Below are 6,060 nucleotides of genomic sequence, written 5' to 3'. Positions count from 1 at the left end.
GCTGCCACCGTCGTATCGTGGCTCGCACCGTATGTTCATGGCACTCAAAGACCTCGGCGATTGCCGGGGCGGTCCATCCTTGCGCATTCAGCCGCAGCATATGGGCACGGTCTCGGGTTCGTTGCGGCACGGTCGTGGCTAATCTCAGTTCAGCCAGGGTGCGGTCTTCCTCGTCACTCAGTTTGATTCGTAAGGGGGCAGGCACTAGAGACAACCAGTAGAGGGCCAAATCTATCTTATACTTTATCCCTCCGACCTACTTAGACTCGTGTAGGTATTGGCTTATCTGGAAACTGAATAACTTGCTCTACAATTGGAAGCTCAACATTATTACTTGCTTAATTTGAACCTGGAGCACTGTTATCAGATCTATCTGGGTTAGCCCATTGAGATTTGAGAGAAGTTCTACAGCTAGCATTACTCAAGTCGCAGTATAGTTTCTCACATTGAAGGTCTTTCCACAGTACGTTCTCATCAGAGTAGAAAAATGAACCTCCAATACCAGGTCCTCGTGGCAAGAGAACATTACACACATGCTGTCTATCACCTGTAATGGTTAATGCACCTACAGTATATGTTCTGACTCCATTATTGTTGTTTTGATTTCCAGAGAACAAAGATTTATTGAAGGTTAAAATGCTGCCAACTAGTAACACAAAGATACTAGAAGTAGCAATAAAAACCACTTTTTTAGATCTATTTCGATTTAGAGGATTTATGGCTTGATTGTTTTTGCTAGGTGAATTGAGATGACCTTCATTTTGTTGTTCTGATGTGGGCTGTGTGATCTGTTTATTTGTCACAGTCTCTTCAATTAGTCTTTTCTCTTGTTGCTGTAGCGTTTGCCGATTTGCTCCATGTTCAAAATTCGGCTTCTGAACTATCTGAGCAACAAGATCTTGTTCAATCGAGTTTACATCTTCCTGTCTAAGGCCCAAGACTTCTCTCAAATCCTCTAACTCAGATCGAGCATTATTACTCAAAGGATATTCATACCCAATCGCTTCTGAAAATACCTGCCCGTATCGCTGCAAGTTTTCTAAACGTTTCTGATAGGGAAGAAGAACTTCAGCTTCAATTTCTTTGGTAATTTCTGGAGATAATCCTAACTGAGTTTGAAGTTGGTCTAATATAGTCCGTCCGATCGAAGAAATGCTGCCGCGACTACTGTATCGCTCCACTTGTCTACGGTACCTTAACTTGGGATCAGTAACTTTTGCTTTAGCTAATACAATATCAAAGCCCATCTCTTTGAGTGTGATTAGCTTCGGAGTCGTATTGGGAGCAGCTTCCTGCACTTTACTAGTAGCGTAGTCATGCAGTTCGCGAATTGAAATCTTACCATCTTCATCGCGATCGCCTGCTCCAGTCTCAATCCCTTCAACGAGATAACGAGTGTAAAGAGATAGATCTGAACCTTGTTGTTCAAAAGAGTATTGGGTTGAGCTAGAAGAGGTTAATACAACTCGCCCTTCTGCCCCTAATTGCCCTTGCAGGTCTACTGAACCATCATCCTTAGTTTGTAAAGTTGGATCAAATGCTCCACTGAAGCAACAATCTAAGATGATTGCTTGCCGCTTCGCACGGCTATTGTTCATTACCTCATGAATAAATCTAGCAGGAACTGCTGTAGAGCGAATTAGATCTCCTTTAGGATTCTTCTGTGTTATACGAGTAGCGAAATATAAGTTATTGCTATCATCTTTTATGCCATGTCCAGAGAAGAATAAAAGCACTAAGTCATCTTTAGTACGTCCCGTGAATAGGGTTTCAACTTCATATTGCATTGACTGAGGGTCAGGGTTAGTTAAAACTTTTACTTCATCAAAACCACCCATCTCGGAATCTTGAAGAATTCGTTGCAGGGTAGCAGCATCCTTAACTGCCGCAGGTAACGGGTTCAGTCCTGGTTCGTACTCACTAACACCAATCAACAACGCAACCTTTGCCATATTTGCTCACCTACGCCGCTACAAAATCTTGGGCTGCTTTGATTGCTGCTTCCAGTTCTTCTCTACTATGAGCTTTCACGGTTAACTTCTTGCCATTTGCTTCGACTGCCAGTTCAATTGGCTTACCACCAAGGCGATCGCCCAGGAAACCCATCAACTTTTGAGCATTGGCAACACTCACCTCAGCCGACAGAAGCCCAACCAAAAAACCTCCAAGTGCTTTGTTTCCCTCTGGAGGATTGGGGTCAAGGACACGATCAACAGCATCTACTTCCTCTACCTGCTTCAACTCAGCCACAAGTCTTTGAACTTGCTCGTCTCGCTCTTCTGAGTCTAGGTCAGGGTCATTGAAGGTGATGGTCAACTTGACACTGGTACTTAGGGTCATAAGTATTTGGGGCTATAAAGTCTCAAAATATTACTTGATTTTGACATCACCATCCGGTGAAAACCGAGATCTTCAGCCCAGAAGGTGTATTCACTTATTAAATCTTCCAAGAATTTAGATAACTACTGCACTTGTAAGAAATTTATGAGGGACACCAACCTAGTGGGGAAGGCGTATAACGGTGGGGTGCATCCCAGTTATGCAGTGAGCATAAATACTTAATGAGTCAATTGAGAGGAGTTTCATTATGCTAGAGATGTTCCAGTTATACCCTTCAGGGAGCATCCATGGACGGCGACAAACTTCAACAAATCCAAGCTCATGTCCATGCTATTACAGCATTGCTTTATGACGAAACGGCATCCAAGTCAAAGAACGCACTCAATTGAGTCCTTATCTGGATAAATGCTGTTTAATCATGAGTGCCAATGTCTCTTACGAACAGTGCGCTCAAGATTTGCCAATCCTAACGGGAATGGCTGTATCACAAGGAACGCAACAACGCTTGGTACATCGACAAGCCTTTCCACTCCCTCAAGTTGACAAAGCGGTTAGTGAACACCCTGCTTGACATCACCATTGAGATACTCAGTGGGATTTAGTTGGGGTGAGTAAGATGGCAACAAGAATAGTTCAATCTGCTCTTTGTGCTCTGCTAACCATTGCTGCACTTGTTTGCCTCGATGGACTGGATGTTGGTCTACAATCCAAAACAGCTTGCGTTCTCCTTTGGCACAGCCTCGGTAAACTTGCTGGTGTAGAGCATGAAGCCCGTATTACCTTGATTGCTCACACTGGTAATGAAGTTGATTCGCACCCGTTTTTTCTGGCTCAGATGAATCTCAGGGTTTCCCCGATTGGCGCATATCCTCGTTCTGCTTGAGCATCCGATCGGAGTCCCGACTCATCGCCCCAAGCGACCTCTGCTCCTTCCCTTGCGGCACGTTGCTCAATTTCGGGGTAGGTGTGCTCTAACCACTCCTCTATCGCCTCTGGGTCTTGCTCATAGGCTCGCTTCAATGGTTTTTGGGGACCGTACCCCCAGCACCATAAATACAACCCTACTGTCCGGATTGGCATCACGACTTGACACTGCTGCTCAATCAGTTCTTGCACCCCTCGGCGGGTCCACAACGCACTATCAATCCCCAATTCCTCGGGAAAATGGGCTTCCATCAACTCCTGAATGTTGCGCTCCTGCCCTTAAGGATCGTGGATTTAATAACTCCGAGATTTTCAGCCCTCACCCCCAACCCCCAACCCCTCCCCCTCTCCYGCCGGGAGAGGGGGCAGGGGGGTGAGGGCAAGCAGAAGTTTATCGGTGTTATTTAATTCTCATTCCTAAGCTGCAAAGGAGATGGCCTGAAATCAATCAGGCTATACAAACCGCTCTCTCCTGGCAATTCTTCCAATCCAGCAGAGCTTCCTTGGAGATCGCATATTCCGGGTGAATTTGAGGGGAACCCCAAAAGGGTTCGCTGCACAGGATCAGCTTGCCCGCATAAATCTCTTTCAGGGTCCAGCAAGTGGTAGGGTCCAAATCACTTCTATAGGGCTGTGGGTAAGCTGCGATGGCCTCAAACATAACCTGTTGACGATTAATCAGGGTTTCCATGTTTTCGATCTCCTTCGAGTAAGACTGGGGGCTGACACCATCAACTGGAAGATAAAACTGGATGGGTTCTATCCGAGTTTGATGTTGGGGTAGCCACCGGGTAGACTGCGATAAACTAAACTGCGGCTCAACTAGGGCGTTGTGTGAGATGCCTGTATAGAGAGGTGTTGCAGGGAATGCCTGGGTTACCGCCAGGATGGACGGGTTTTCCTCACCTGCTGTTCCCTACAAGTTACACTGGTGATTTTACGGATATCGTGCGGATGTCTTCTGCGAAAATTCAAAGTATTTACACAGATGGAGCCTGTTCTGGCAATCCAGGTCCAGGGGGCTGGGGAGTAGTGATTAATTTTTCTGATGGAACTCTGCACGAGTTAGGTGGGGCGGCGGCAGACACCACCAATAACCGGATGGAATTGCAGGCTGCGATCGCAGCCCTACAGTTTCTGGCAGCGTACCCCCAGGTAGAGCCGATCGCCCTCTACACAGACAGTGAATATGTCCGGAACGGAATCACAAAATGGATTGCTGGATGGAAGAAAAAGGGATGGAAAACTTCTCAGGGCCAACCGGTTTTAAATCGGGAGTTATGGGAAACCCTGGACCAACTCAATTCCAGACAGGTGACCTGGCACTATGTCCGGGGACATACGGGCGACATCGGCAATGAACGTTGTGATACGATCGCTCGTGCTTTCTCCCTGGGCCAATCGATCGCCCTGAAGCAGCAGGGATGGGAAAAACAGGAGCCTGATCAGCCAATTTTGACTGCTATTACCCCAGAAAAAATTCCATCTGATACGCAGAAAACTAATGCAAACCTCCTCGAACGATTACAATCCAATGTCAAAGATTCCAATCACGACTTCTCCGATCCAACCATGACGGATTCCCCTATTCCTCCTATCGTTGATTCTGCGCTTGAAGACATTCCGCGTGAGGTCAGGGTTGCTCAACTTCGCAATCTGATTGAGACATTGCGGATTGCTGATGAAGTTGCAAAGGAGAGTTACCTGATCAGCAGTTCGGAACTGGCAGATTTAATGGATATCAATGCCAGTGCCGTTACCAGCCGTGGAGATAACTGGGTTTGGCGTAACTGGGTTGTCTCGCGGGTGCGGCGAGAAGGCAATCAAATTCTCTGGCAGTTAGAACGGGTAGACTAGTCAAAATCCATGCCATCCGAAAGACGTAATTGGTTTCGACTCGTACTGCAACTACAAGGCTCCGTTATTCCTTCAATTTTGCCAAGGACCGTTTTCTGTGGCACCTTTGGCTTTCTAGTTTCTATCCTTTATAACTATGACCTGGTCAAGGCTGAGCCCATCTTTGGCAGCATTATTCCCAGTATTGTGTTGGGATTACTGCTTGTGTTTCGAACTAACACGGCCTATGAGCGGTTCTGGGAGGGACGTAAATGTTGGGGAGGGATCACTAACACCTGCCGAAACCTGGCCCGTTATATCTGGGTCGGTATTACAGAGCGAGAATCCCAAGATCGGCTGGATAAAATCGCCACCCTGAAACTGCTGGTCGCTTTCGCAGTGGCGACCAAATTGCATTTGCGGAGAGAGGTGATTAACGCCGAATTAGAAGGATTAATGGCTCCAGCTAAATATCAAAAGTTGAAGGGTATTCATAACCCTCCCCTGGAAGTGGCATTTTGGATTGGGGATTACCTGCAACGCCAGTATTACAGAGGTTGTGTCAATTCCTATCAGTCTACAGCCATGCATCAGCACCTGGATATGCTGGTGGATAATCTGGGCGGCTGTGAGCGGATTCTTAAAACCCCTATGCCCCTGGCTTACGCCATTCATTTGAAACAATTACTGCTGCTGTACTCTTTTCTCCTTCCCTTTCAAATGGTGCATGAACTGGGATGGTGGACAGGTGTTGTTACAGCCCTTGTCAGTTTTACCCTGTTTGGCATCGAAGAAATTGGGATTGAAATCGAAAATCCTTTTGGCCATGATTACAATGATCTGCCTCTGGATGCGATTTGCGACACCATGTTGCGGAATATTGAAGACTTGATTTCCCTAACTCCAACCAGCCATAACTATGTGGAAAAGTTGCAGTCCTCAGGGGAAGAGATCTAAGTC

General features: G+C 46.5%; 7 protein-coding genes and 2 pseudogenes. 3 read left to right on the top strand and 6 right to left on the bottom strand.

Annotation, left to right across the window (positions count from 1 at the left end; translation table 11 throughout):
- The 3 genes from BST81_RS27315 to BST81_RS03325 form a co-directional block, all read right to left on the bottom strand.
- The coding region (locus tag BST81_RS27315) for a helix-turn-helix domain-containing protein (RefSeq protein ID WP_171974652.1) at positions 1-229 on the bottom strand (229 nt) is incomplete at its 3' end.
- A 109-nt stretch (positions 230-338) separates the two neighbouring features.
- On the bottom strand, positions 339-1,952 hold the full coding sequence (locus BST81_RS28710) for a caspase family protein (protein WP_075597126.1): 1,614 nt from the start codon (positions 1,950-1,952) through the stop codon (positions 339-341).
- 10 nt (positions 1,953-1,962) lie between these two features.
- A complete protein-coding gene (locus tag BST81_RS03325; protein ID WP_075597125.1) occupies positions 1,963-2,340 on the bottom strand; it encodes a hypothetical protein in 378 nt (125 codons plus the stop codon).
- A 287-nt stretch (positions 2,341-2,627) separates the two neighbouring features.
- On the opposite strand from BST81_RS03325, the pseudogene BST81_RS28705 reads away from it, so the two are divergent.
- Positions 2,628-2,872: pseudogene (locus BST81_RS28705) on the top strand (ISKra4 family transposase); the annotation flags it as partial.
- Between the two features lie 19 nt (positions 2,873-2,891).
- Here the strand turns inward: BST81_RS28705 and BST81_RS27310 are convergent.
- The 3 genes from BST81_RS27310 to BST81_RS03310 all read right to left on the bottom strand — a co-directional run bounded on the left by BST81_RS27310 (position 2,892) and on the right by BST81_RS03310 (position 3,955).
- A complete protein-coding gene (locus tag BST81_RS27310) occupies positions 2,892-3,011 on the bottom strand; it encodes a transposase (RefSeq protein WP_253188068.1) in 120 nt (39 codons plus the stop codon).
- Between the two features lie 160 nt (positions 3,012-3,171).
- Positions 3,172-3,516 carry a winged helix-turn-helix domain-containing protein gene (locus BST81_RS03315; protein ID WP_075597124.1) on the bottom strand — a complete coding sequence of 115 codons (345 nt, stop codon included), beginning with the start codon at positions 3,514-3,516 and terminating at the stop codon, positions 3,172-3,174.
- A 196-nt stretch (positions 3,517-3,712) separates the two neighbouring features.
- A complete protein-coding gene (locus BST81_RS03310) occupies positions 3,713-3,955 on the bottom strand; it encodes a hypothetical protein (protein WP_075597123.1) in 243 nt (80 codons plus the stop codon).
- Positions 3,956-4,218: 263 nt separating this feature from the next.
- Between BST81_RS03310 and rnhA the strand changes: the two are divergent.
- A pseudogene (gene rnhA, locus BST81_RS29195) lies at positions 4,219-4,644 on the top strand (ribonuclease HI); the annotation flags it as partial.
- A gap of 486 nt (positions 4,645-5,130) precedes the next feature.
- Positions 5,131-6,057 carry a bestrophin family ion channel gene (locus BST81_RS03300; protein WP_075597122.1) on the top strand — a complete coding sequence of 309 codons (927 nt, stop codon included), beginning with the start codon at positions 5,131-5,133 and terminating at the stop codon, positions 6,055-6,057.
- Positions 6,058-6,060: the final 3 nt, after the last annotated feature.

It is taken from the genome of Leptolyngbya sp. 'hensonii' (assembly GCF_001939115.1).
Lineage (GTDB): Bacteria > Cyanobacteriota > Cyanobacteriia.
The sequence above is the reverse complement of the archived record's forward strand: the minus strand, read 5'-3'. Positions and strand labels throughout refer to the sequence as shown.